The sequence below is a fragment of the Arthrobacter sp. LFS091 genome, assembly GCF_047977885.1.
Taxonomy (GTDB): domain Bacteria; phylum Actinomycetota; class Actinomycetes; order Actinomycetales; family Micrococcaceae; genus Arthrobacter.
Genome location: NZ_JBFPFP010000006.1, coordinates 324,920 through 350,426 on the forward strand (window position 1 = coordinate 324,920; position 25,507 = coordinate 350,426).

A 25,507-nucleotide genomic window follows, 5' to 3' on the forward strand; every position below is an offset into this window, starting at 1 on the left:
GGCGCTGCTTTCCCTGTTAAGCCGTCTGGGGCTCCTGCACAATCCGCAGCACCCGGCGCCGGTCGCGCAGGTCTACCTTCAGGTGCAAGGACGACTTCCTGGCCAGTACGACGGCGACTACCGCGGCCGCGATGGCCGGCACGCCGCCCGCTATCAAAATAGCCAGGTGCGGACCGAGGTGTTCGGCGAGCCAACCCATCATGGGGCCGCCGATGGCCTGGCCACCGATCAGCACCACGAGGTACAGGCTCATGACGCGGCCGCGGATGCTCATGTTGGAGCTGGTCTGCACCATCTGGTTGGCGGCGGTCAGGAACATCAGGCACCAGAATCCGGCGAGCACCATGATGACGCTGAACCACACCATGGACGGCATGATCGAGGACAGGCAGAGCATCAGGCCGTACAACCCGGCGGACGTGACCACCGAACGTAACCGCAACTGCCGACGTCGGGTGGACGCCACCGCGCCGGTCAGTGCACCGAGCGCAACCATCGCGTTCAGCAGGCCGTAGCCTCCGGCGCCGGCGTCGTACACGTGGTCCGCAAAAGCCGCCAACAGCACCGGAAGGCTCATCGCGAAAACTGCGACGAAGCCCGCCATGAGCCAAGGCCAGTAGATGGTGGGCTTGCTGAGCGCATAGTTCAGGCCTTCGCGCAGCATGCCTTTCTTGCGCGGTGTGGGCTGGCTGAGGTGCAGTTGGTCCTTGCGCAGGATGAGCAGCATGGTCACGGTGGAGCAGCACGCAACCGCGTTGGCGGCGAAGGCCCAGCCCGCACCGACAGCAGTGAGCAGCACACCGGCCAGGGCCGGCCCGATCAGGCCGCCGAGCTGGAAGGTCGTTGAGTTCACGCTGATGGCGTTGCGCAGGTATTTTGGCCCGACGAGTTCATTGACGAAGACCTGCCGTGCCGGTTGGTCGAGGACCGTCACGAAGCCCAACGCCAGGGCAATGGCATACACGTGCCAGACCTCAACCCGCTGGCTCAGTGACAGCACGGCCAACAGGGCAGCCAGCACCGCAGCTGCCGACTGGCAGATAATGAGGATCTTCCGTTTGGGGAAACGGTCGGCAATCATGCCGCCCCACGGTCCCAGGAAAAGCGACGGCATGAACTGCAGCGCCACGGTAATTCCGACGGCGGTAACGGAACCGGAAAGTTCCAGCACCATCCAGTCCTGGGCGATGCGCTGCATCCAGATGGCGATCACGGCAATGAAGTGGCCGATCGCGAAGATCCTGAAGTTAGGGACCTTCAGGGAGATGAAAGTGTGCCGCCAGGGCAGCTTTTCACTCACGACGGCGAGTGGCTGGGTGACGGTGTCCGGTTGGTTTGTGTCCGGCAAGGGACGGGCGGACAGAGAATCGATGACGGGCTGGCTGACGTGTGCCGCTGAAGGCGGTGGGGGTGCCAAAAGTAGTCCTCGGATGGAGAGTTTCGGTGGGATGCGTTTAACGCTATGGTTGCCAGCAGCAATTATGGAAGCGTATTGCGCCTATAACTAGCATTGCGGAATGCAATGAGCGGTGTTCGGTGGCGCAGTGCTCCGACCCGGCGTTGACCTGCGCTTTAGGAGTTCCGTGTTCGAACCTGTCCAGCTCCGTTCCTTTTTGGCCGTCGCAGAGACGCTGAGTTTCACCAAAGCCGCAGAGCGTCTGGGACTTGCGCAACCGACGGTCAGCCAGCACGTCCGTAAGCTCGAGGCTGCCGCGAAACGGGTGCTTGTGGCCCGCGATACCCGCGAAGTCAGGCTGACGGACAACGGTGACGCCATGGCCGGCTTTGCCCGAAGTATCCTTGCCGCCCACGACTCCGCCGCACGATACTTTTCGGGTTCGGCCATGCGCGGCCGACTCCGCTTCGGTACCGCCGACGACCTCGCCATCACGGGCCTCCCGCGGATCCTGCGCGAGTTCCGGCAGTTGTACCCGCAGATCAACCTGGAGCTCACCGTCAGCCAAAGCGATCAGCTGTACAAGAGGCTCAATGCGGGGCAACTGGACCTCGTGTTCGTGAAGTGGGTGGCCGGAGCAAAGGAAGGCACGGTGGTTCGGCATGACAACTTCGCATGGGTAGGCGTCGAGCAGACCGTGCTGGAACCTGGAGCGCCAGTCCCACTCATCGCCTACCCGGCACCCAGCCTCAGCCGAAAGCTCGCCATCGATGCCTTGGAAGCCGAGGGCCGCACCTGGCGGATCACCTGCAGTACCAAGCAGATCAGCGGTGTCCTGGCTGCGGTCCGGGCAGGTATTGGCGTGGCCGTGATGCCTGCTTCGCTGGTACCGGAAGACCTGAAAGTCATCACGCAACGCTTCGGCCTGCCCCCGGTGGGTGACGTCGACTTCACCCTGATCCGCAATCCGCTGGCCAACGCTGAAGTGATCGACGCCCTGACCCAGGCCATCATGGGCCGCACACTGAGTAAGTCGAATTAATGGCCACGCGTGCCGGTCCCGTTGAAGCGGCCGTAGTACGCTCACCCAATGATTGACGCCAAGCTCACGAGGCCGTCCGCAAACTTCCATGCTTCCTGGGTGGAGAGCTGGAACGAGTGGGGGACCCTTAATCAGGATGGCTCGGCGGCTTTTGTGGCCGCGAGGTACGGCCTGGATCTACGCGACAGCAGCGACTTCGCGGAATGGGTTGGCCTGCTGCACGAGTTGCCCAAGGAGAGCTTCCAACCTCCCGAAGGCTTGGCCAACCAGACCACCATCTGGGTAGTCGAGGATGACACCTACCTGGGCGCCGCCAGCCTCAGGCACTCGTTGGTCAATGACTACCTCGTTGAGGTGGGAGGCAACATCGGCTACGGCATCCGGCCCAGTGCGCGGGGCCGGGGGCTCGCCAAACTAGCACTGAAAAGCGCCCTTCTGGAGGGTCGTGACCTCGGCATGGAACGAGTGCTCGTGACCTGCAAGCAGCCGAACGTGGCGTCGGCCCGCACCATCGAGGCGTGCGGCGGCGTTCTTGAAAGCGTCCGGCCACCGGAGAGTTCTGCCCCGGAACTAGGAGTCACCGATGCGATCCGGCGCTACTGGGTCCAGTTGTAGCGTGCGTGTGCGCGGCACGTCCGGGCACCCTTCCCGAGGCACCCCTTTCCGCTGTTCGCACCAGTAACCTCCGGCGCACCGGGCGCGAACGGCCGCGGTATCCGGGCGTACCCAGCGCACGGGGCGGGAAAGGGCGCGGCACAAATGTTCAGCAGGCGATACGGTCTTACTGGGTAAGCGCATTCCCGGTATCCTGTGAAGCATGATCGACCTCACCACGTTGGCTGACCTCACGCCCGGCATCTGTTCCGTCACCCTCAGAGCGCACGGGATCGACGACGTTGTGCGGGTTTCCGCCGAGGCTGGCCTGGCTGGCATCGAATGGGGCACCGATGTCCACGTAAGTGACACGGAATCAGCCGCCCACGCCAAACGCGCGACGGAAGACGCTGGGCTCAGGGTCTTGTCGCTTGGCTCGTACTACCGATGCGGCGCTTTCGGAGATTTCGGTAGGGCGCTGGATCTCGCTACCGCGCTGGGCGCCCCAAGGATCCGGGTATGGGCCGGGGAACTCGGATCCGAGGGTGCCGGCCCGGAGCACTGGGACTCGGTGGTGACAGACACCCAGCGTATTGCCGACCTCGGGGCCGAGCGCGGGATCGGCATCGCCTTCGAATACCACGGCAACACCCTCACCGACTCCCCCGGTACTACCCTCGAGTTGCTGAACCGCGTCAACCATGCCAACGTCGGCACCTACTGGCAACCCGCCGTCGGGCTTTCCGACCAGCAGGCACTCGACTCGCTCCACCAAATCCTGCCGCACGTGGTGGGCGTCCACTGCTTCTCCTGGGGGCCCGAAGCCGAACGGTTCCCCCTGCGGAACCGCAAGTTGCTATGGCAGACCGTCACCGACGTCCTGCGGGGCAACGGCAAGGATATGGACATCATGTTGGAATTCGTCGAGGACGACCTCCCGGAGAACGTCCTCAATGACGCCGCGTTTCTGCACACCATCACCCTGGGCGAGGACTAGCGCGAACGCCGCGTGCCCGGCGGAACCACACCGGAACGCCCGACGTCGGGAATCACCGCGGATGCCCGGGTCGCCCGCGCGGCGGCATGGTTATGCGGGCGATTCCGCGACCGGGGCCTCAGTACTGCGGCGAAGCTTGACCACGCCGCTGACAGGTGGCGTATCCGGGTCTCCGGCAGCGAGCCGGCCAATGTCCTCAAGCGGCAGGTGGACCGTGGACAACGCCGGCCGGAAGTCGCGCAGGGTCTCGATATCGTCAAAGCCCGCAATGGTGGCATCGCGGGGAATCCACACCCCTTCCGGCCGCAGCGCCGCTGTGACTCCGATAGCCATGACGTCGTTGACCGCGAAGATGCAGAGCCGCTCTTCGGAAGACTTGATGCGTTCCGCGAGCGCCAGGCCGGCGTCGTATCCTCCCGCACGATTGAAGCCGGTCCGGATAACCTCGGCCGGTACCCTGCCGGCGTCGGCGAGTCCGCGCTGGAATCCGCGGACCCTGTCGTCGGAGGTGTACAGGCCTTCAGGGCCTGCGATGATCAGGAACGGGCCATCATGGGAGGCAGCCAGTTCTGCGGCAAGGCCAGCCGCGAGTTCCTCGTTGGGGACCTTCACTACGTGGTAGCCCTCCGAGGCGGAAGCGCCCACGACAGGGTGCCCCACCACGCCCACATGTCCGCCGTTACGGCAGTACCGATCCAACTCAGCGGCGAGCTCGGCGTTGCCCTGCCGGTCCTCGGCCCGCACGGAGCGTGAACCGGCAATGACGATGGAGTCCGCGCGGCGGGCAGCGAAGGCTGCTACTGCCTCGCGCTCATCCGAGGGGGTACCGGAGGTGCTTGCCAGCAGCACCATGCGGTTCTGCTGCCGCGCGGCTTCCTGCACTCCGCGGGCTATTGCCGAGAAGTATGGATCGGCAATGTCGTGGACAACCAGGCCGATCAAACCTGAACTGGACTTCGCGAGCGCCTGGGCCTGCGCATTGGGGACGTAGCCGAGCTTGTCCGCGGCTTCGCGGACGCGCTCGGCGATGTCTTCCGCGGGTTTCCGGGATGAGCCGTTGAGGACCCTCGATGCCGTGGCCAGGGAAACCCCGGCCAAACGGGCAACTTCACTGAGTGTGCTGGCGGCCACGGGGCCCTCCTTGTCTGCAGGCGTCGGGACTGGCGCTAGGGAAATTATGTCAGGGCATACGCGAATTCGGGAAAGCGCTTGCCAAGCTGTCGCGCCATGGTGCATGATTCTTTGCAATGGGAATGCGCTTTCCAACACATGCAAAAGCAAGCACCGGCAACCGCAGAGCGACCGGCACACAAGGTACTGGAGAGAAAACATGGGTTTCGAAACAAAGACGATCCGCATCGCCATGAATGGCATCACCGGCCGCATGGGATACCGCCAGCACTTGCTGCGGTCCATCCTTCCCATCCGCGACGCCGGGGGTTTTACCCTTGAGGACGGCACCAAGGTCCAGGTCGAACCGATCCTCGTAGGCCGCAACGAAGCGAAGATCCGCGAACTCGCCGAGCTCCACAAGGTTTCCGAATGGACCACCGATCTGGATGCAGTCATCGCCGATCCCACCGTGGACATAATCTTCGACGCTTCCATGACCAGCCTCCGCGCCGCCACCCTGAAGAAGGCCATGCGCGCCGGCAAGCACATCTTCACCGAGAAGCCCACGGCCGAAACCCTCGAAGAGGCCATCGAGCTCGCACAGATCGGCAAGGAAGCCGGCGTCACCGCAGGCGTTGTGCACGACAAGCTGTACCTCCCCGGCCTGGTCAAGCTTCGCCGCCTGGTGGACGAAGGGTTCTTCGGCCGCATCCTCTCCATCCGTGGCGAGTTCGGCTACTGGGTCTTCGAAGGCGACGTGCAGGCTGCACAGCGCCCCTCCTGGAACTACCGCAAGGAAGACGGCGGCGGAATGACCACGGACATGTTCTGCCACTGGAACTACGTCCTTGAAGGCATCATCGGCAAGGTCAAGAGCGTCAACGCCAAGACAGCCACGCACATCCCCGCCCGTTGGGACGAGGCCGGCAAGGAATACAAGGCCACCGCAGACGACGCCTCCTACGGCATCTTCGAGCTCGAAACCCCGGGCGGCGACGACGTCATCGGCCAGATCAACTCTTCCTGGGCGGTCCGCGTCTACCGCGACGAACTGGTTGAGTTCCAGATCGACGGCACGCACGGTTCCGCCGTCGCCGGTTTGAACAAGTGCGTTGCACAGCAGCGCGCCCACACCCCCAAGCCAGTCTGGAACCCGGACCTGCCCGTCACCGAATCCTTCCGAAGCCAGTGGCAGGAAGTTCCCGCCAACGCCGAGCTGGACAACGGCTTCAAGCTGCAGTGGGAAGAATTCCTGCGGGACGTCGCCGCCGGCCGTGAGCACCGCTTCGGCCTGCTCTCCGCAGCCCGCGGCGTGCAGTTGGCCGAACTCGGCCTGCAGTCCTCGGCCGAGCGCCGCACCATCGACATCCCGGAGATCACCCTCTAATGACGTCACTGATTCTTCCCACAGACGACGGCGGCACCCGCGAGTACCGCCTCCAGGCAGCCACATCGTGGGCCAAGCCGACCGCTCCCCTGACCGCCCGCCGCGCCTACGCCGCAGCGCATGTCATCCCAGAGGTCGCCGCGGACAACACCCCCGGCGCCCCGGCGCAGCTCGACTGGGACGCCACCCTGGCGTACCGGCACGAGCTGTGGTCCTATGGCTTGGGCGTTGCCGACGCCATGGATACCGCCCAACGCGGCATGGGCCTGGACTGGGCAGCAACCCAGCAGCTCATCAAGCGCACAGGTGCCGAGGCCGCTTCGGTCGTGGCCGGCAACAATGCGGCGACGGTCGGCAAGTCCGTGCGGGACCTCGTTTCCTGTGGCGCCGGAACCGACCAGCTGGATATTGCCGCCCTCCCAGATGGCGCGGCCGGTATCCAGGCCGTCATCGACGCCTACCGTGAGCAGATCGCCGTCGTCAGCGAGGCCGGGCCTAAGGTCATCCTCATGGCCTCCCGCGCCTTGGCCAAGGTCGCCAACAGCGCCGACGACTACCTGCACGTCTACTCCACGCTCCTGCAGGAAGTTGACCAGCCCGTCATCCTGCACTGGCTCGGCACCATGTTCGACCCCGCACTGGCCGGGTATTGGGGCTCCAATGACGTCTCCGTCGCCACCGAAACGTTCCTTAGCCTGATCCGCGAGCACTCGGACAAGGTTGACGGCGTCAAGGTTTCGCTGCTGGATGCTTCCCACGAGGTCGCCCTCCGCGCCAACCTGCCGGAAGGCGTCCGCCTCTACACCGGCGACGACTTCAACTACCCGGAACTGATCGACGGCGACGAGACGCACCACTCGGACGCCCTCCTGGGCATCTTCGCCGCCATCTACCCGGCCGCTTCGGTTGCGTTGCAGAAGTACGACGCCGGTCAGGGCGCCGAGGGCCGCGCCATCCTGGACTCCACCCGCGAGCTCGGGAAGCACATCTTCAGCGCCCCCACGTTCTACTACAAAACCGGGATCGCGTTCATGTCCTGGCTCAACGGAAAGCAGCCCGGCTTCCAGATGGTGGGCGGGCTCCACTCCGGCCGGTCGGTCCTGCACCTGGCCAAGACCTTCGAACTGGCGGACAAAGCCGGACTGTTGAAGGATCCGTCACTGGCAGCCTTCCGCATGTCGGACTACCTCCGGATCAACGGAGTAGGCGCATGAGCACCGATTTCTCGCGGCTGTCCTTGAACAGCGCCACCACCAAGAAGTGGACACTTGCCGAGGCCGTCGACGGCTGTGCCCGCGCCGGCATTCCCGCGATTGGCCCTTGGCGTGACCGCGTGGCCGAGGCTGGCTTGGACAAAGCAGCCAAGCTCATCAAGGACGCCGGGCTCCGGGTTTCCTCGCTGTGCCGCGGCGGTTTCCTTACAGCGGCCGATGCCGAAGGACAGGCCGCCGCTCTGGCAGACAACTTCGACGCCGTCCGCGAAGCAGTAGCGCTCGACACCCAGGAGCTGTTCCTGGTGGTGGGTGGCCTCGCCCCCAGCGAAAAGGATGTGGTTGCGGCCCGTCAACGCGTGGCCGATCGCCTGGAAGAGCTGGTTCCCTTCGCTTCCGAGAACGGCGTCCGCTTGGTTCTTGAACCCCTGCACCCGATGTACGCCGCTGACCGTGCCCTGATCTCCACTTTGGGCCAGGCACTCGATCTCGCGGCGCCTTACGACGCAAGGGCTGTTGGCGTCGCCGTCGACACCTTCCACGTCTGGTGGGATCCAGAACTCAAGGCCCAGATTGAACGTGCTGGCCGGGAGAACCGCATCGCGTCCTACCAGGTGTGCGATTTCAACCTGCCGATCGCCGCTGACGCGCTGTTGTCGCGCGGCATGATGGGCGACGGCGTCATCGACTTCGCGACCATCGGCGCCTGGGTCAGGGACGCCGGGTACAGGGGCGACATTGAGGTTGAAATCTTTAACCAGGAGATCTGGGATGCCGATGGGGACAGCGTCCTGGAAACCATGAAGCAGCGCTACGCGGAGCTCGTCCTCCCGTTCGCGTAACTACGTGATCCTCCCGCGGATGCCCTAAGCGCCGCGGGAGGATCGCTCCAAAGCCAGCGGGTCCCTGCCACGGTCACGGCAGGGGCCCGCTTCCTGCCAGCTCCAGCCGGGCCTTCGGCAGACCGATAAAGGTGACCGAACCGCCGTCGGGCCCTTGCAGTTCCAGGGTGATGTTCGAGGAGTCTCCCGTGGACTGCACCGAACGGACCCGGAATACCTCGCTCCGGATCTTCACGCTATCCCCGTGCTTGATCGCTTTGAGCTTGGTTGTGACGGCGTCGGCGGCAGGGTTCCGGCTACTTGTCTTTCCGCGGTTCCCCGCCATGATTTTCACGGATTTCCTCTCCGGTCCTGACAATTTCATCTTCCTTTTCCTGCATCTTGTCGCTCTTCTTGGTGTCGCGGGGCGGGAGCTGAATGCTCTCTTCAGCCTCAATGCCACCCTGCAACTGGCGGCCACGCTCCATTTCAGCATCGAATTCGGCGCCGAACAGCAAGGACATGTTCAGAATCCAGAGCCACAGCAACATGATGATGACGCCGGCCAGGGCGCCGTAGGTCTTGTTGTAGTTGCTGAAGTTGGCGACGTAGAAGCCGAAGCCCAGCGAAGCAAGGGCGAAAATGACCAGGGCGATAAGGGAGCCCATGCTCATCCAGCGGAACTTGGGCTGTTTGACGTTAGGGGTGAAGTAATAGAGGACGGCGATGATGGCCACCACAATGACGATGAGCACCGGCCATTTGGCGATGTTCCAGACCGTCAGGAACGCCTGGGACAATCCAATGGCACCGCCGATCGCTTCTGCCACTGGCCCACTGAGGACCAGCATGCCAGCGACCAGGGCGGCCCCAACCACGGCAACCACCGTCACTGCCAGCATCGTGCCACGGAGCTTGATGAAACCGCGCCCTTCGTCCACTTCATAGACGCGGTTCATTGCGCGGCTGAAAGCGGAAACATAGCCGGAGGCCGACCATAGGGCCACCACGATTCCAAAGAACAGGGCGAAGCCGGCCGCATTGGACTGGGTCAGTTCCTCGATGGGCTTTCGGAGGGTGTCAACGCCCGGTCCGGGAGCAAATTGCTGGACGATGTCCAGCAATGCCGACGTGGTCTTGCCTGCATCGCCAAATATGCCGAGAAGCGAAACCAAGGCAAGGAGGGCGGGGAAGAGCGCGAGCACACCGTAGTACGTCAAGCCTGCCGCAGCGTCCGGGCACTGGTCCTTGGTGAACTCCCTCAGGGTCCTCTTGGCGATGTACATCCAAGTGGGCTTGACGAGGTCGTTGGGACTGTCCGGCTTGCGCGAGTCTTCCGGGGAAGGTGCGGTCTGCGCCTTCGCAGTGCTTGTGTGGGCTGAATCTTGTGTAGTCATGGGGCACTCGTCCGTGGGGGTAGGTTGCGCGAACAACTGACCCATCAATACTAAGCATGCTGATGATTCTTTAGGAAGAACCCACGCCGACTTTCACCGGAAACTACGCCAGCTTCGCGGCCAGCAGGAACTCGAACGGCGACTCAATCACAGAACGGATCACCTGGCCGGCTGCCCCCAGAAGCGTTCCGGAATGCTCCAAGCCGGACAATGTCAGGTTCTCCGGATCCAGGAGCCCGGGCGCGTGGCGCTCCAGACTGGCCAACAGGGCTGGTCGCAGCCACTCTCCCAGCACGGCAAAGTGTCCGCCGAGCACTACAGCCTCGATATCCATCAACCGGGCAGAGGAGGCCAGTGCGACTCCCAAGTAACGTCCGGCGTCGTCGACTGCCTTCCTGGCCTGCGGATCCCGCTGCCGAAGAGCCGCGAGCAGCAACTCAGCGCGCTCCTCCAACGCGCCGGGCGGAATGCCCGCCGCCTCGAATATCGCCTCTTGACCAGCGAAGGTTTCCAGGCACCCCGCCCCGCCACACGAACAGGACGGCCCGTCCGGGTTCACTACGATATGCCCCAACTCTCCCGCGGAGCCACCCGGCCCCGTGTACAGCTCGGACGCGATGATGACGCCGCCGCCTACACCCACTTCTCCGGATACGTAGAGGAAGTCGGCGGGCCCACCTCCATACCAAAGTTCGCCCAGCGCTGCACTGTTGGCTTCATTGGACAACCGCACTCCAAGCGGGGCCCCCTCCAGGAGGGCCCGTGGATTCAACGGCTCATTTTCCCAATGCAAATTGGGGGCGGACAGGACGACGCTTCGCTGCTCGTCCACCAGCCCAGGGACAGCCAGGCCGCCACCGAGGATGGCTATGCCTTCGGCGGCCGCAGCAGCCTTCGCCTCGGCCGCCAAGGCGCCGAGACGCTCCATCACCGTCGCCGGCCCCAAGCCCCGGTTGGGCGACTCAACACTTGAATGGAAGCGCAGGTTGCCACCGAGGTCCACCACGCCTACGGCCAAGTAATCCACGTTGATTTCCATGCCGATCACGCCGCGCCGGGAACTGAGCTCCAGGCCCTGGCCAGGCCTCCCCCGCTCGCCGTCGCGGTAGAGGCCCACCTCGGCGACCAGCCCCGACTCCACGAGATCGGCGACAAGGCTGGACACCGCAGCCTTGGTAAGTCCGGTTCCGGCGGCAAGCTGCGCGCGGCTGGGCTTGGCATCGCCCGTCTTGGCAATGGAGTCCAGCACGAGCGAAAGATTACGACGGCGGACATCACCTACGCGCCCCGGCGCGGTTGCGTCAATCACGGGTAAGGGACCTCCCTGCGGATTCGAAAAACTTTCTGCCGGCTTCCATTGACCATAATCCATCATCCCCCATATAGTTCAGATTGAAAACTAATTGGAGGGCATGACTTTCCGTCCCTTCCCAGTGCTTTGCAAAGGAGCAAAATGACCCTGCAGCCCACCCCCCAGGACCGTTTCACCTTTGGCCTTTGGACCGTTGGCTGGACTGGCGCGGACCCATTCGGCGTCGCAACCCGCCCGGCCCTGGACCCGGTAGAAGCCGTGCACAAGCTCAGCGAGCTCGGCGCCTACGGCATCACTTTCCACGACAATGACCTGATCCCCTTCGATGCCACGGCCTCCGAACGCGAACTGATCCTGAAGAACTTCAAGGCCGCACTGGCCGAGACCGGCTTGAAGACACCCATGGTGACCACCAACCTCTTCAGCCACCCCGTCTTCAAGGACGGCGGCTTCACGTCGAACGACCGCTCCATCCGTCGCTTCGCCCTGAGCAAGATCCTCCGCAACATCGACCTCGCCGCCGAGCTTGGCGCCGAGACGTTCGTGATGTGGGGCGGCCGCGAAGGCAGCGAATATGACGGTTCGAAGGACCTTTCCGCCGCACTGGACCGCATGAAGGAAGGCGTTGACACAGCGGCCGGCTATATCAAGGAGAAGGGTTACGGCCTCCGGATCGCCCTGGAGCCCAAGCCGAACGAACCCCGTGGCGACATCTTCCTTCCCACTGTCGGCCACGGTCTGGCGTTCATCGCGCAGCTGGAACACGGTGACATCGTGGGCCTCAACCCCGAGACGGGCCACGAGCAGATGGCGGGCCTGAACTTCACCCACGGCATCGCACAGGCCCTGTGGGCCGGAAAGCTTTTCCACATCGACCTCAACGGCCAGCGTGGAATCAAGTACGACCAAGACCTTGTTTTCGGCCACGGCGACCTCACCAGCGCCTTCTTTACCGTGGACCTCCTGGAGAACGGCTTCCCGAACGGCGGACCGAAGTATGACGGCCCACGCCACTTCGACTACAAGCCGTCCCGCACTGACGGTTACGACGGCGTTTGGGAATCCGCAAAGTCCAACATGTCCATGTACCTCCTGCTCAAGGAGCGTGCGCTTGCGTTCCGCGCGGATCCCGAGGTCCAGGAAGCACTGGCCACCTCAGGCGTGTTCGAGCTGGGCGAGCCGACTCTTAGCGCCGGCGAGACCACCGCGGACCTGCTGGCTGATGCCAGCGCTTTCGAAACGTTCGACGCCGACCAGGCCGCGGAGCGCTCGTTCGCCTTCGTCCGCCTCAACCAGTTGGCCATCGAGCACCTCCTCGGCGCCCGCTAAGCCACTCCCGTCCACCACCATCCATGCCGGACGTGCCCTTGTTTTCAGGGCGCGTCCGGTATGTCCCCCAAAGGATTTACCCATGCCACTCGTAGCCGGGATAGACAGCTCCACCCAGTCCTGCAAGGTGATCATCCGGGACTCAGCCACAGGCGCCTTGGTGCGACAAGGCCGGGCTTCCCATCCGGAGGGAAGCGAGGTTCACCCTGAGCACTGGTGGACTGCGCTGCAGGAAGCGATCACGGACGCGGGCGGTTTCGATGATGTGGACGCCGTCTCCATCGGTGGGCAGCAGCATGGCATGGTGTGCCTGGACGAATCCGGAGACGTTGTTCGCCCGGCCCTGCTGTGGAACGACACACGTTCAGCACCGGATGCCGAGGATCTCATCCGCGAGGCCGGTGATGGCGATTCAGTGGCCGGTGCCGCCCAGTGGGCAACCAGCACAGGAACCGTGCCGGTCGCTTCATTGACGGCCACCAAGCTGCGCTGGTTGGCCCGCAATGAGCCAGAAAACGCCGCCCGTACGGCCGCGGTGTGCCTTCCCCATGATTGGCTGTCTTGGCGCTTGGCAGGTAACGGTCCCGGAACAGGGCCTGCGTCGCTGGAGCTCCTCCGCACCGACAGGTCCGATGCCTCCGGCACCGGCTACTTTTCGGCCACCACCGGCGAGTATCTTCCCGAAGTACTTCGAAGCACGCTGGGGCACGTGCCGGTGCTGCCTACCGTCGTGGGGCCTTTGGAAGTGGCAGGCAAGACTCCGGACGGTGCCTTGATCGGGCCGGGTGCCGGCGACAACGCTGCCGCGGGCCTGGGTGTCAATGCCGGAGTCGGCGATGTAGTCATATCCATTGGGACATCAGGGACAGTATTCGCCGTCTCGGATGTTTCCTCACGCGACGCCAGCGGGCTGGTGGCTGGTTTCGCTGATGCCACCGGGAATTACCTTCCGCTGGCGTGCACGCTCAACGCCACACGGATTTTTGACTCCACCGCCGCTTTGCTGGGAGTAACGCTCCAGGAACTGGGGGAGCTGGCGTTGACCGCGCCGGAGGGATCCGGTGGACTGACCATGGTGCCGTATTTCGAGGGCGAGCGGACACCCAACCTGCCGAACGCCACCGGCTCGCTCCACGGACTTACCCTCTCCAACTACACCCCTGCCAACCTGGCCCGGGCCGCAGTCGAGGGCGTGCTGTGCTCACTCGCCGATGGCCTGGCAGCCCTCCAGGCCCAGGGTGTCGAAGCCCAGCGCATCATCCTGGTGGGCGGGGGCGCACAATCCGAAGCCGTCCAACAGGTGGCCGCCGCCGCATTCGGGGTTCCGGTCTTCGTGCCGAAGCCGGGCGAGTACGTTGCTGACGGTGCCGCGCGGCAGGCAGCGGGTGTCCTGGCGGGCACGGTGCCTGACTGGCCGGCGGAAGGCGTGAACGTGAGCGCACGGAACGGCGACGCGCCCGCTGCCTTTCTTACGAGGTACCGGCATTACGCCGCAAGGGCGGCCATCGGCTGATCATCGTGGCCAGTGCTCTATCGTGACAGGGTGAGCTCTGAACGAACTGCACCAACCCGCCCGCCGGTCATGGAAGACGTCGCCCGCGTTGCCGGGGTGTCCCATCAGACCGTTTCACGGGTGCTCAACAACCACCCCAACGTGAGTTCCAAGACCCGCGAGCGCGTCGAACAGGCCATCACCGATCTGGGTTACCGCCGCAACGTAGCCGCCCGCAGCCTGGTGACGCGGCGCTCCCAAACCATTGGAGTGCTCGGCAGTGAGCTGGCGCAGTACGGACCATCCCACACACTGCTGGGCGTTCAGCAGGCTGCGAGGGATGCCGGCTATTTCGTCAGCGTTGCAGGCCTGCGCGAGGTCACCCCGGAAACCATCAAGGACGCCATCGCGCACTTCATGGACCAGGGCGTGGACGGCATTGTGGTGACGGTGCCACACCCTGGAACTTTCGACGTCCTGCGGGACATTACAGCCCAGGTTCCGTTGGTGGCCGTAGGGTCTGTGGGCGATGAGAACCTCAGCGGTGCCACGGTCGACCAACGGCAAGGTGCCCGGCTCGCAGTCCACCACCTCCTGGACCTTGGCCATACCAAGATAGGCCACCTGTCCGGGCCGGCCGATTGGATCGACGCTGCGGCCCGCATCGACGGCTGGCGTGATGCCCTGGCTGAGGCGGGGCTTGAGCCGGCGACACTCATCGAGGGCGACTGGAGTGCTGAATGCGGTTATCGCGAAGGCCTGAAGATCGCGGCGGAGCGCTCAATGACGGCTCTTTTTGTTGCCAACGACCAGATGGCCCTGGGGGTCCTGCGGGCCTTCAATGAGACCGGCGTCCAGGTTCCCGCCGACATCAGCGTGGTGGGCTTCGATGACCAGCCGGAATCCGCGTATTTCATTCCACCCCTGACCACCGTTGCCCAGGACTTCGAAGAGTTGGGCCAGCGCTGCATCGATCTGCTGCTCGAGCACTTGGACAAGGGCACATCGCAGGCGCCGGCGACGGTCACGCCTCGCCTGGTTGTCCGCTCCACCACCGCCCAGGCCCGAACCGCCTAGCCCGGACCCTGCCGAGGGGCAGGCTTAGGGGTTGGCCACGGCCCCCACCAAAACATTGGCGTGAACCTTGCGCCAGCCCTCTGCTTCGAGGGCCTTGGTGTCGAAGCCGGTTGTCACCAGCTTCACAGTGGGCTGCCCCATGTGGCTGGTGGTTACGATTTCCCGTTCACCGGTAATCCCATCGGAACAAGCCAGCATCCACTGGTCCGGCTTGTCGACGGGATAGGCGGCGATGCAGGCCGTCGTGCGCTCGGGGCTTTCTGCCGCGAAGTACTGAACCCCGTCGTCCTCAGCCAAAAATCGGAAGCCTGAGGGCATTTCCGGATCTTTGCTCCGAATATCGGCGGGCAGTGCATCTTTAGCCTCGGCGGGCCGTTGTACGGCCGCAATCCCGGAGCACCCGGCAAGCAACCCGGCGAGCAGCAGGAGCGCCACAGCGGCGGCAGCGGACTTCATCTCGCGGTATCTCAATGTTCCCCCAAACAGTTTGTCTTGCCAGCCTACCCGTGAGCGGACTTGGACACAGCGGCGAACCGCTCTTGACATCAAAGTTGTGAGCGCTAACAATTGCATCAGACCTTCTTCACTTTTCCACCCCGAACCCCGGCAATGAGGCCCTGGCCAGCCGGATGGAGACCTCATGAATACCTCAGAAAATTCCCCACTCGATGAGCAATTCGTTATCGGCGTGGACTACGGCACCCTGTCCGGCCGCGCCGTCGTCGTTCGTGTCTCGGACGGCGCCGAGCTCGGCAGTGGCGTGTTCGAATACCCGCATGCCGTGGTCACGGAAAAGCTTCCCGGCAGCGGCCAGCGCTTGCCCGCCGACTGGGCGCTCCAGGTCCCCAACGACTACCGCGACGTCCTTCGCAATGCTGTACCGGCCGCCGTCGCCGATGCCGGCATCGACCCGAAGAACGTGGTGGGCATCGCCACTGACTTCACCGCCTGCACCATGGTTCCGACGACGGCGGACGGCACGCCGCTGAACGAACTGGAACGCTTCGCTGACCGACCCCACGCGTTCGTGAAGCTGTGGCGCCACCACGCCGCCCAGCCCCAAGCGGACCGCATCAACCAGCTTGCTGAAAAGCGCGGCGAATCCTGGCTCCCCCGCTACGGCGGCCTGATCTCCTCCGAATGGGAATTCGCCAAGGGTTTGCAGCTCCTGGAAGAGGACCCCGAAGTCTACGGCGCCATGGACCACTGGGTTGAGGCCGCCGACTGGATCGTCTGGCAGCTATGCGGAAGCTACGTCCGGAACGCCTGCACCGCTGGATACAAGGGCATCTACCAGGATGGAAAGTACCCGTCGGAAGATTTCCTGGCAGCGCTTAATCCTGACTTCAAGGACTTCGTCAGCAGCAAACTCGAGCACACCATCGGCCGTTTGGGCGAGGCCGCCGGACAGCTCACGGAAGAAGCCGCCGCATGGACGGGGCTTCCGGCAGGGATTGCCGTAGCCGTGGGAAACGTTGACGCGCACGTGAGCGCACCGGCAGCCAATGCCGTGGAGCCTGGGCAGCTTGTTGCCATCATGGGTACTTCCACGTGCCATGTCATGAACGGCGACGTCCTGCGCGAAGTCCCGGGCATGTGTGGCGTCGTCGACGGCGGAATCGTTGACGGCCTGTGGGGCTACGAAGCCGGCCAGTCCGGTGTAGGCGACATCTTCGGTTGGTTCACTAAGAACGGTGTCCCGCCGGAATACCACCAGGCCGCCGCAGCCCAGGGTAGAAGCATCCACGAACATCTCACCGAACTCGCCAAGAAACAGGCCATTGGCGAGCATGGACTCATCGCCCTGGACTGGCACTCGGGCAACCGGTCAGTGCTGGTTGACCATGAACTCTCCGGCATCGTGGTGGGCCAAACCCTGGCCACCAAGCCTGAGGACACTTACCGGGCCCTGCTGGAGGCCACGGCGTTCGGCACCCGCACCATCGTGGATGCCTTCCGCGATTCCGATGTCCCGGTCAAGGAGTTCATCGTTGCCGGCGGCCTGCTGAAGAACACCTTCCTCATGCAGGTCTACGCGGATATCACCGGCTTGCAACTCTCCACGATCGGCTCTGAACAAGGACCCGCGCTCGGCTCGGCGATCCACGCTGCAGTCGCTGCCGGGAAGTACAAGGACATCCGCGAGGCCGCCGCATCCATGGCCGCAGCTCCGGGCGCGGTGTACACGCCCATTCCTGAAAACGTTGCCGCGTACGACGTCCTCTTCCAGGAATACAGGACACTGCACGACTACTTCGGCCGCGGAACCAACAATGTCATGCACCGACTCAAGGCGATCCAGCGCGAGGCGCAGGGCGCCGCGACGGTGACCGAACCGGCGTCGAACCCTTCCACTGACGAAGCTGAGCGGGTGTCCGCATGAGCGCGCTCCTGGACACCATCGCGAGGGTCCGCAAGGAAGTCTGCGAACTCCATGCAGAACTCACCAGGTATGAACTGGTGGTGTGGACCGCCGGGAACGTCTCGGGCCGCATCCCGGGCCACGACCTGATGGTCATCAAGCCCTCCGGGGTTTCCTACGACGACCTCACACCGGAACTCATGGTGGTCACCGACCTGTACGGCACACCGGTCCGGGGCATGAACACCGGCAGCGCGGGCACCGTTGACTGGGGAAATCCGGATCTTTCGCCGTCCTCGGACACAGCCGCGCACGCCTACGTCTACCGCCACATGCCCGAGGTTGGCGGCGTGGTGCACACGCATTCCACCTACGCCACGGCGTGGGCTGCCCGCGGCGAGGAAATCCCTTGCGTCCTGACCATGATGGGCGACGAATTCGGTGGCCCCATCCCGGTAGGGCCGTTCGCACTGATCGGAGACGATTCGATCGGCCAAGGCATTGTCGAGACGCTCAAAAACTCCAATTCACCAGCGGTGCTGATGCAGAACCACGGGCCGTTCACCATCGGCAAGGACGCCCGGTCCGCGGTCAAGGCCGCTGTCATGTGCGAGGAAGTGGCCCGGACCGTACACATATCCCGACAGCTGGGAGAACCCCTTCCCATTGACCGGGCCAAGATCGAATCGCTGTACGACCGCTACCAAAACGTTTACGGCCGCTAAGCCCTCAGCAGCCAGCCCGGACAAGAACACAACCCCAGGAGCACCCCCATGGCAAAGGCCAACAACACGTCACTTGAGCAGTACGAGGTCTGGTTCCTCACCGGCAGCCAGCACCTCTACGGCGAGGACGTCCTCAAGCAGGTCGCAGCGCAGTCGCAGGAGATTGCCAACGCCCTCAACGCCAGCAACGACGTCCCGGTCAAACTCGTCTGGAAGCCGGTCCTCACCGACTCGGACGCCATCCGCCGCACCGCACTGGAAGCGAACTCCAACGATTCCGTGATCGGCGTGACCGCATGGATGCACACGTTCAGCCCGGCCAAGATGTGGATCCAGGGCCTGGACGCCCTCCGCAAGCCCTTGCTGCACCTGCACACCCAGGCCAACCGGGACCTGCCGTGGGCTGATATCGACTTCGACTTCATGAACCTCAACCAGGCAGCTCACGGTGACCGCGAGTTCGGGTACATCCAGTCCCGCCTGGGCGTGCCGCGGAAGACCGTCGTCGGGCATGTCAGCAACCCCGAGGTAGCCCGCCAGGTGGGTGCCTGGCAGCGCGCCTCGGCCGGGTGGGCCGCCGTCCGCACGCTGAAGCTCACCCGCTTCGGTGACAACATGCGCAACGTCGCAGTCACCGAAGGCGACAAGACCGAGGCCGAGCTGCGCTTCGGCGTCTCGGTGAACACCTGGTCCGTGAACGAGCTCGCCGAGGCTGTCCACGGCGCCGCGGAATCCGACGTCGACGCTTTGGTCGCGGAGTACGAACGCCTTTACGAGGTGGTTGACGAACTCAAGGCAGGGGGCGACCGCCACGAGTCGCTGCGCTACAGTGCACGCATCGAGCTGGGACTGCGCAGCTTCCTGGAAGCCAACGGCTCTGCGGCCTTCACCACGTCCTTCGAGGACCTGGGCGAACTGCGCCAGCTCCCCGGCATGGCCGTCCAGCGTCTTATGGCCGATGGCTACGGGTTCGGTGCCGAGGGTGACTGGAAGACCGCCATCCTGGTCCGCGCGGCCAAGGTCATGGGTGGGGATCTGCCCGGCGGCGCATCGCTGATGGAGGACTACACGTATCACTTGGAGCCCGGCAGCGAGAAGATCCTGGGCGCGCACATGTTGGAGGTTTGCCCGTCGCTGACCGCCAAGAAGCCGCGCGTTGAGATCCACCCGCTGGGTATTGGCGGCAAGGAAGATCCCGTCCGCATGGTCTTCGACACCGACGCCGGCCCCGGCGTGGTGGTGGCCCTGTCCGACATGCGCGATCGCTTCCGCTTGGTGGCGAACGTGGTGGACGTCGTCGACCTCGACCAACCGCTCCCCAACCTGCCAGTCGCCCGCGCGCTGTGGGAACCCAAGCCGAACTTCGCTACCTCGGCCGCCGCGTGGCTCACCGCCGGCGCAGCGCACCACACGGTATTGTCCACGCAGGTGGGCCTGGAGGTATTCGAGGACTTCGCCGAAATCGCCAAGACCGAACTCCTGACCATCGACCAGGACACCACCATCAAACAGTTCAAGAAGGAACTCGCCTGGAACGCCGCCTATTACAAGTTGGCCGGCGGCCTGTGAGTACTGAATTCACGCTGAGCGCGGGCGGTTACACGGCTGTTGTGACCGCCCGCGCGGCTGCGCTCCGCGTCCTGCAGTTCCACGGCCGGGACCTGGTGGTCCAGTTTCCCCAGGGTGGACCCATCCCGGACTATCGCGGCATCATCGCTGCACCGTGGCCCAACAGGATCGCGGATGGCAGGTACAGCTTTGACGGCGTCACGCACCAGTTGCCGGTCAACGAACCGGAACGCGGCACGGCTTTGCACGGCCTCGCCTTCCCGCTCGACTGGACAATGAAGGAGTCCGACGCCGGTTCGGTCACCTTGACGTGTACGGTAGGTCCGACCGCGGGTTACCCGTTCGCCCTGGAACTTTCGGCCCGGTACGTGCTGGACGATTCCGGGCTGCACGCTTCCGTAACGGCTGTGAATGCCGCGGACGTGGCAGCACCCTACGGAGTCTGCCCGCACCCATACCTTGTGGCCGGTTCGTCGCCGCTGGATGAGTGGGTCCTGGATTTCGCCGCGGACTCGTTCCTGGAGGTCACGCCGGACAGGCTGCTGCCGCTTTCATTGGCACCCGTGGCAGGTCATGAGTTCGATTTCCGCGCTCCGCGCGCCATCGGCAGCACCGAGATCGATCACGCCTTTACGGGCATAACGTTCGACGACGGGCTGGCGCGGCTTTCCGTGCGGGATCCGGCGGGCACCGGCGTCGGAATGTCCTGGGACGAAAGCTGCCAGTGGCTACAGATCCACACGGCCGACAAGCCGGCCCCCATTCCGAGCCGGATCGGCTTGGCCGTGGAGCCCATGACCTGCCCACCGGATGCGTTCAACAGCGGAACGAACCTGATGCGGCTTGAGCCCGGCGCTGAGCACACGGCATCCTGGAGCATCTACGCTCTGTAGCACTCAACGGGCCGGGCGTTAGCTTCCTGCGCCCGCAGTGCTTTGGCGGACCACCAGCTCGGGCGTGAACACTACGGACCGGTGCTTGGTCCCGCCGCTCTCCTGTTCTTCCGCGAGCAGCTCGATCGCCGTGCGGCCGAGCGCTTCCGTGGGCTGGCGGATCGAGGACAGCGGCACTACAGCGGAGATGGCGAAATCGATGTCGTCATAGCCGATCAAAGCAATGTCCTCCGGAATCCGGACTGTCCGCAGCATGGTCAGGGACTGCATGACGCCCAGGGCCAGGAGATCGTTCGAGCAGAAGACAGCTTCCGGGCGCTTTTCCGGAGAACGTTCCACCAGGCTGTTGCCCACTTTGCGGCCTGTCAGGACGGTCTGCCCCTCGGAGTCGAGCACCTCGATGCTGGCTCCGGATACTTCGGCGACGGCGCGCTGCGCGCCCTTGAGTCGGCTGGCCACCTGGCGGATGGTCGGCGTTCCGACAAAGGCCAAACGACGGCGGCCAATGTCCAGCAGATGCTTGGCGGCCAAATATCCGCCTTCCTGGTCATCAACGGATACTGAGCTGCACCGCCCGGTGTCGGCCAGTTCATCCACCAGGACGGTAGGCACTCCGCGTTCGCGAAGCGTATCGATCCGCTGGCCCACATCGCCGACGGGCGAGATCAGCAGGCCCTGGACCCGTTGTTCCTGGAACAAGTCCATGTAGTGCGCTTCGCGGGAAGCGTCCTGGCCGCTGTCCCCCACCAGCACCACGCTTCCCAGGGCCGTAGCTGCGTCCTCAGCCGCACGGGCCACGGAGGAGAAGAAGGGGTTTCCGACATCGAGCACAATCAGGCCGATGGTCCGGCTTTGTCCTGCCCGGAGTTGGCGGGCGGCGTCGTTGCGTACGAAACCCAGCTCAGCGATGGATTTGAGGACCCGTTCCTTGGTCCGCTGGGAAACGCGGTCCGGATAATTCAGCACGTTGGAAACAGTTCCCACGGCTACCTGTGCATGGGTGGCAACGTCTTTGATGCTGGCTGTCGTGGACATGCTTTCCGATCTCCGTGGGCCGAAGTCAAAGTGCTGGAAACGCCTTGACACCCTCCCGTTTCCGAGGGTAATTTGAATCGTAACAAATGAAACGATTCAAAGACGAGTAACCCGGAGATCCCATATGAGGGTTTGTTTCCGCTCCTCCGTTCAGCCGGAGCTGATGGACGAGTACAAGGAGCGCCACGCGGCCGTCTGGCCGGAGATGCTGTCAGCGCTGAAGAGTGCGGGCTGGAACAACTACTCCCTGTTCCTCGCCCCTGATGGCCAGCTGATCGGCTACCTGGAATGCGAAGACTACCGGGCAGCGCAGGCACGCATGGCCCTGACCGACGTCAATGCCCGTTGGCAGGCCGAGATGGCGACCCTCTTCGCAGGCAGCGACCTCCCACCCGACCAGGGCTTCGAAATCATCGAGGAAGTTTTCAACCTGGACGATCAACTGGCCGCTGCGGGGATCGCCACAGACCCCACCGGCACCGCACACAAAGACATAGACCCAGCCCACGAACACCCAAAGGAACAAGCATGAACACCACAGAATCGGCCCTTGGCCGCCTCGGGGAACTGGCCATTGAAGTGCCGTCCTGGGCCTACGGCAACTCCGGCACCCGGTTCAAGGTGTTCGGCACCCCGGGTACTCCGCGCACCGTCCAGGAAAAGATCGCCGACGCCGCCAAGGTCCACGAACTCACGGGGCTGGCTCCCACCGTGGCCCTGCACATCCCCTGGGACAAAGTGGACGATTACACCGCACTCCGCGAATACGCCGAAGGGTTGGGCGTTGGCCTGGGCACCATCAACTCCAATACCTTCCAGGATGACGAGTACAAGTTCGGCTCCCTGACCTCGTCCAACGAATCCGTACGTCGCCGGGCCATCGATCACCACCTGGAGTGCATCGACATCATGCACGCCACCGGGTCCAAGGATTTGAAGATCTGGCTGGCTGACGGCACCAACTACCCGGGCCAGGACGACATGCGCGGCCGGCAGGACCGCCTCGCGGAAAGCCTTCAGGAGATCTACGCGGGCCTCGGTGACCAGCAGCGCCTGGTCCTTGAATACAAGTTCTTCGAGCCCGCTTTCTATCACACCGATGTTCCTGACTGGGGTACCTCGTACGCGCAGACCCTTGCCCTCGGCGAGAAGGCCTTCGTCTGCCTCGACACCGGCCACCACGCCCCGGGAACCAACATCGAGTTCATCGTCATGCAGCTCCTGCGCCTGGGCAAGCTGGGGTCCTTCGACTTCAACTCCCGCTTCTACGCCGACGATGATCTGATTGTTGGTGCGGCCGACCCCTTCCAGCTGTTCCGCATCATGCACGAGGTGATCCGCGGCGGTGGCTTCGGCAAGGAGTCAGGCGTTGCCCTGATGCTGGACCAGTGCCACAACCTGGAGGAGAAGATCCCGGGACAGATCCGTTCGGTGCTCAACGTCCAGGAAATGACGGCCCGTGCCCTCCTGGTGGATTCCGCTGCACTGAACGAAGCACAGCGTGCAGGCGACGTCCTGGCCGCCAACGGCATCTTCAACGATGCCTTCTTCACCGATGTCCGCCCGATCCTGGCGCAGTGGCGCGAGTCCCGCGGCCTGCCCGCCGATCCGATGGCCGCCTACAAGGCCAGCGGTTACCAGAAGAAGATCAACGAGGACCGCGCAGGCGGCCAGCAAGCCGGATGGGGCGCGTAAAGGCATGAACATGCAGAACACAGACAACACCACTGTTGAAGAGCTGATCAACCGTTCCAACCGCCTGGGTGCGGACAAGCGGAACACCAACTTCGCTGGCGGCAACACGTCAGCGAAGGGCACCGAGAAGGACCCCGTCACCGGCCAGGACGTCCAGCTTCTCTGGGTCAAGGGCTCCGGCGGCGACCTCGGCACCTTGAAAGCCGAAAACCTCGCTGTACTCCGACTCGACCGGCTCCAGGCACTCAAGGATGTTTACCCCGGCGTCGAACGTGAAGACGAGATGGTGGCCGCCTTCGATTACTGCCTCCACGGCAAGGGCGGCGCGGCGCCGTCGATCGATACCGCAATGCACGGGCTGGTGGACGCTGCCCACGTTGACCACCTGCACCCGGACTCGGGCATCGCGATTGCAACCGCGGTGGACGGCGAGGCGCTGACCTCCAAGGTGTTTGGCGACAAAGTGGTGTGGGTTCCATGGCGTCGCCCCGGTTTCCAGCTGGGCCTGGACATCGCGGCGATCAAGGAAGCCAACCCGCAGGCCATCGGCACCATCCTGGGCGGCCACGGCATCACCGCCTGGGGCGCCACCACCGAAGAGGCCGAAGCGAACTCGCTGTGGATCATCGATCAGGCCGAGAACTACATCAAGGACAACGGCAAGACCGAACCCTTCGGCGCCAAGCTCCCCGGCTACGGCGCCCTGCCGGAGACCGAGCGCAGGGCCAAGGCAGCCGCCCTCGCCCCGGTGATCCGCGGCTTGGCTTCCACCGACAAACCGCAGCTGGGGCACTTCAGCGATGACGCCGTCGTCCTTGAATTCCTCGCCGCCACCGAGCACCCACGCCTCGCCGCGCTGGGCACCTCCTGCCCGGACCACTTCCTGCGTACCAAGGTCAAGCCGCTGGTCCTGGACCTGCCGGCCGACGCCACCATCGAGGAATCAACCAACCGCCTCAAGGAACTGCACGCCGCGTACCGCGAGGACTACCAGGCGTACTACGACCGTCATGCAGACGAAAACAGCCCGGCCCTCCGCGGCGCGGACCCGGCCATTGTGCTGGTCCCTGGCGTTGGCATGTTCTCCTTCGGCAAGGACAAGCAGACCGCCCGGGTGGCCAGCGAGTTCTACATCAACGCCATCAACGTGATGCGCGGCGCCGAGGCGATCTCCAGCTACGCGCCGATCGAGGAATCCGAGAAGTTCCGCATCGAATACTGGGCGCTGGAAGAAGCCAAGCTCGCCCGGATGCCCAAGCCCAAGTCCCACGCCACCCGCATCGCGCTGGTGACGGGTGCGGCGTCGGGCATCGGCAAGGCGATCGCCACGCGTTTGGCGTCCGACGGCGCGTGCGTGGTCATTGCCGACCTGAACCTGGAGAACGCCCAAAAGGTAGCCGAGGAACTGGGCGGTTCCGACGTCGCCATCGGCGTCCAGGCCGACGTGACCGACGAAGCCCAGATCGCAGCCGCGATCCAGGAGGCAGTGCTCGCGTTCGGCGGCCTGGACCTGGTGGTCAACAACGCCGGCCTGTCCATCTCCAAGCCGCTGCTGGAAACCACGGAGAAGGACTGGGACCTGCAGCACAACGTCATGGCCAAAGGCTCGTTCCTGGTGTCCAAGGCCGCGGCGAAGGTGATGATCGACCAGGGCCTGGGCGGAGACATCATCTACATCTCCTCCAAGAATTCCGTGTTCGCCGGCCCCAACAACATCGCCTACTCCGCCACCAAGGCAGACCAAGCGCACCAGGTTCGCCTGCTGGCCGCTGAACTGGGCGATCACGGCATCCGCGTGAACGGCATCAACCCCGACGGCGTGGTCCGCGGCTCGGGCATCTTCGCTGGCGGCTGGGGCGCCAAGCGCGCAGCCGTCTATGGCGTGGACGAGCAGGAGCTGGGCAAGTACTACGCCCAGCGCACGCTCCTCAAGCGCGAAGTCCTCCCGGAACACGTGGCCAATGCCGCGTCCGTGCTCACCAGCAACGAGCTCTCCCACACCACCGGCCTCCACATCCCCGTGGACGCCGGCGTGGCAGCCGCCTTCCTCCGCTAGGACC

The 25,507-nt window shown here is 64.2% G+C and carries 23 protein-coding genes; 16 read left to right on the plus strand and 7 right to left on the minus strand.

Going from position 1 to position 25,507, the window contains the following annotated elements:
* Nucleotides 1-16: 16 nt before the first annotated feature.
* Complete coding sequence (locus ACNQOP_RS13635; RefSeq protein ID WP_235517884.1) at nt 17-1,417, minus strand: MFS transporter; 1,401 nt, start codon at nt 1,415-1,417, stop codon at nt 17-19.
* A 166-nt stretch (nt 1,418-1,583) separates the two neighbouring features.
* Between ACNQOP_RS13635 and ACNQOP_RS13640 the strand changes: the two genes are divergently transcribed.
* The 3 genes from ACNQOP_RS13640 to ACNQOP_RS13650 all read left to right on the plus strand — a co-directional run bounded on the left by ACNQOP_RS13640 (nt 1,584) and on the right by ACNQOP_RS13650 (nt 4,029).
* Entirely contained in the window at nt 1,584-2,438 is an 855-nt protein-coding gene (locus ACNQOP_RS13640) for a LysR substrate-binding domain-containing protein (RefSeq protein WP_024818365.1), read from the plus strand.
* Nucleotides 2,439-2,486: 48 nt separating this feature from the next.
* Complete coding sequence (locus ACNQOP_RS13645) at nt 2,487-3,053, plus strand: GNAT family N-acetyltransferase (protein ID WP_416404790.1); 567 nt, start codon at nt 2,487-2,489, stop codon at nt 3,051-3,053.
* 202 nt (nt 3,054-3,255) lie between these two features.
* A complete protein-coding gene (locus ACNQOP_RS13650; protein ID WP_416404791.1) occupies nt 3,256-4,029 on the plus strand; it encodes a sugar phosphate isomerase/epimerase family protein in 774 nt (257 codons plus the stop codon).
* A 90-nt stretch (nt 4,030-4,119) separates the two neighbouring features.
* On the opposite strand, the gene ACNQOP_RS13655 is transcribed toward ACNQOP_RS13650, so the two are convergent.
* Complete coding sequence (locus ACNQOP_RS13655) at nt 4,120-5,160, minus strand: LacI family DNA-binding transcriptional regulator (protein WP_416404792.1); 1,041 nt, start codon at nt 5,158-5,160, stop codon at nt 4,120-4,122.
* 199 nt (nt 5,161-5,359) lie between these two features.
* On the opposite strand from ACNQOP_RS13655, the gene ACNQOP_RS13660 reads away from it, so the two are divergent.
* From ACNQOP_RS13660 to ACNQOP_RS13670, 3 genes are read left to right on the plus strand one after another with little or no spacing between them, the layout of a single operon-like run.
* The gene (locus ACNQOP_RS13660; RefSeq protein ID WP_416404793.1) at nt 5,360-6,529 is read left to right on the plus strand and encodes a Gfo/Idh/MocA family protein; all 1,170 of its coding nucleotides are present in this window, start codon (nt 5,360-5,362) and stop codon (nt 6,527-6,529) included.
* Nucleotides 6,529-7,743 (plus strand): dihydrodipicolinate synthase family protein, encoded by a 1,215-nt coding sequence (locus ACNQOP_RS13665; RefSeq protein ID WP_416404794.1) that lies wholly within the window; start codon nt 6,529-6,531, stop codon nt 7,741-7,743. The genes ACNQOP_RS13660 and ACNQOP_RS13665 overlap by 1 nt, the downstream gene beginning before the upstream one ends.
* The gene (locus tag ACNQOP_RS13670) at nt 7,740-8,582 is read left to right on the plus strand and encodes a sugar phosphate isomerase/epimerase family protein (RefSeq protein WP_416404795.1); all 843 of its coding nucleotides are present in this window, start codon (nt 7,740-7,742) and stop codon (nt 8,580-8,582) included. Before ACNQOP_RS13665 ends, ACNQOP_RS13670 begins: the two co-directional genes overlap by 4 nt.
* A 73-nt stretch (nt 8,583-8,655) precedes the next feature.
* Here ACNQOP_RS13670 and ACNQOP_RS13675 read toward each other — a convergent pair whose 3' ends face one another.
* The 3 genes from ACNQOP_RS13675 to ACNQOP_RS13685 form a co-directional block, all read right to left on the minus strand.
* Nucleotides 8,656-8,907, minus strand: coding sequence for a hypothetical protein (locus ACNQOP_RS13675; RefSeq protein ID WP_349471936.1), 252 nt, complete (start codon nt 8,905-8,907; stop codon nt 8,656-8,658).
* Nucleotides 8,879-9,958, minus strand: coding sequence for a YihY/virulence factor BrkB family protein (locus ACNQOP_RS13680; RefSeq protein WP_416404796.1), 1,080 nt, complete (start codon nt 9,956-9,958; stop codon nt 8,879-8,881). Before ACNQOP_RS13680 ends, ACNQOP_RS13675 begins: the two co-directional genes overlap by 29 nt.
* A gap of 103 nt (nt 9,959-10,061) precedes the next feature.
* Nucleotides 10,062-11,330: an ROK family transcriptional regulator gene (locus ACNQOP_RS13685; protein ID WP_416404832.1), complete on the minus strand. Its 1,269-nt coding sequence runs from the start codon at nt 11,328-11,330 to the stop codon at nt 10,062-10,064.
* 81 nt (nt 11,331-11,411) lie between these two features.
* On the opposite strand from ACNQOP_RS13685, the gene xylA reads away from it, so the two are divergent.
* From xylA to ACNQOP_RS13700, 3 genes are all read left to right on the plus strand, one after another.
* Nucleotides 11,412-12,599 (plus strand): xylose isomerase, encoded by a 1,188-nt coding sequence (gene xylA, locus ACNQOP_RS13690; protein ID WP_416404797.1) that lies wholly within the window; start codon nt 11,412-11,414, stop codon nt 12,597-12,599.
* Between the two features lie 82 nt (nt 12,600-12,681).
* Complete coding sequence (gene xylB, locus ACNQOP_RS13695) at nt 12,682-14,112, plus strand: xylulokinase (protein WP_416404798.1); 1,431 nt, start codon at nt 12,682-12,684, stop codon at nt 14,110-14,112.
* 69 nt (nt 14,113-14,181) lie between these two features.
* Entirely contained in the window at nt 14,182-15,168 is a 987-nt protein-coding gene (locus ACNQOP_RS13700; RefSeq protein ID WP_416404833.1) for a LacI family DNA-binding transcriptional regulator, read from the plus strand.
* A 24-nt stretch (nt 15,169-15,192) separates the two neighbouring features.
* Here the strand turns inward: ACNQOP_RS13700 and ACNQOP_RS13705 are convergent, their stop codons facing one another.
* A complete protein-coding gene (locus ACNQOP_RS13705) occupies nt 15,193-15,624 on the minus strand; it encodes a hypothetical protein (protein ID WP_416404799.1) in 432 nt (143 codons plus the stop codon).
* 184 nt (nt 15,625-15,808) lie between these two features.
* On the opposite strand from ACNQOP_RS13705, the gene araB reads away from it, so the two are divergent.
* The 4 genes from araB to ACNQOP_RS13725 are packed head-to-tail and all read left to right on the plus strand — an operon-like array spanning nt 15,809 to nt 20,717.
* Nucleotides 15,809-17,551 carry a ribulokinase gene (araB, locus tag ACNQOP_RS13710; RefSeq protein ID WP_416404800.1) on the plus strand — a complete coding sequence of 581 codons (1,743 nt, stop codon included), beginning with the start codon at nt 15,809-15,811 and terminating at the stop codon, nt 17,549-17,551.
* Entirely contained in the window at nt 17,548-18,255 is a 708-nt protein-coding gene (locus ACNQOP_RS13715) for an L-ribulose-5-phosphate 4-epimerase (protein WP_284987995.1), read from the plus strand. The genes araB and ACNQOP_RS13715 overlap by 4 nt, the downstream gene beginning before the upstream one ends.
* Nucleotides 18,256-18,303: 48 nt before the next feature.
* Complete coding sequence (gene araA, locus ACNQOP_RS13720; protein WP_257369330.1) at nt 18,304-19,824, plus strand: L-arabinose isomerase; 1,521 nt, start codon at nt 18,304-18,306, stop codon at nt 19,822-19,824.
* On the plus strand, nt 19,821-20,717 hold the full coding sequence (locus ACNQOP_RS13725) for an aldose 1-epimerase family protein (protein ID WP_416404801.1): 897 nt from the start codon (nt 19,821-19,823) through the stop codon (nt 20,715-20,717). Before araA ends, ACNQOP_RS13725 begins: the two co-directional genes overlap by 4 nt.
* Nucleotides 20,718-20,735: 18 nt before the next feature.
* On the opposite strand, the gene ACNQOP_RS13730 is transcribed toward ACNQOP_RS13725, so the two are convergent.
* Entirely contained in the window at nt 20,736-21,752 is a 1,017-nt protein-coding gene (locus tag ACNQOP_RS13730) for a LacI family DNA-binding transcriptional regulator (RefSeq protein ID WP_416404802.1), read from the minus strand.
* 124 nt (nt 21,753-21,876) lie between these two features.
* On the opposite strand from ACNQOP_RS13730, the gene ACNQOP_RS13735 reads away from it, so the two are divergent.
* From ACNQOP_RS13735 to ACNQOP_RS13745, 3 genes are read left to right on the plus strand one after another with little or no spacing between them, the layout of a single operon-like run.
* Nucleotides 21,877-22,284 (plus strand): L-rhamnose mutarotase, encoded by a 408-nt coding sequence (locus ACNQOP_RS13735; protein WP_284987988.1) that lies wholly within the window; start codon nt 21,877-21,879, stop codon nt 22,282-22,284.
* A complete protein-coding gene (gene rhaI / locus ACNQOP_RS13740; protein WP_416404803.1) occupies nt 22,281-23,447 on the plus strand; it encodes an L-rhamnose isomerase in 1,167 nt (388 codons plus the stop codon). Before ACNQOP_RS13735 ends, rhaI begins: the two co-directional genes overlap by 4 nt.
* A gap of 4 nt (nt 23,448-23,451) precedes the next feature.
* Entirely contained in the window at nt 23,452-25,503 is a 2,052-nt protein-coding gene (locus ACNQOP_RS13745; RefSeq protein ID WP_416404804.1) for a bifunctional aldolase/short-chain dehydrogenase, read from the plus strand.
* Nucleotides 25,504-25,507 lie beyond the last annotated feature (4 nt).